Source organism: Bacillus sp. SIMBA_008 (genome assembly GCF_046535495.1).
GTDB lineage: Bacteria > Bacillota > Bacilli > Bacillales > Bacillaceae > Bacillus > Bacillus subtilis.
Genome location: NZ_JAWRWL010000582.1, coordinates 1 through 266, shown reverse-complemented (window position 1 = coordinate 266; position 266 = coordinate 1). Strand labels below are relative to the sequence as shown.

Annotated in this window: 1 pseudogene; it reads right to left on the bottom strand. The window is 31.2% G+C overall.

Going from position 1 to position 266, the window contains the following annotated elements:
- Positions 1-266 (bottom strand): annotated as a pseudogene (locus SB658_RS24530) (methyl-accepting chemotaxis protein); the annotation flags it as partial.

Below are 266 nucleotides of genomic sequence, written 5' to 3'. Positions count from 1 at the left end.
AATCTTCTTGAGAACAAGTATGAAGCCACGATTCCAACTAATAAGCTAATACATGCCATTATAAGGATTGTATTTCTCATACTATTTAATAGCCCATCAATTGTTTCTTTCGGATAAAAAATTCCTATTTTCCATTTCATCAAATCAAATGACTGACTATAAACAACTACATCTTCACCTTTTAATGTAGTGACAGCATATTTTGTTACCTCTTTATTTAAACTCTTCACAAGTGGCTCTTTCGAAACATCTTTCCCTATTTTCTC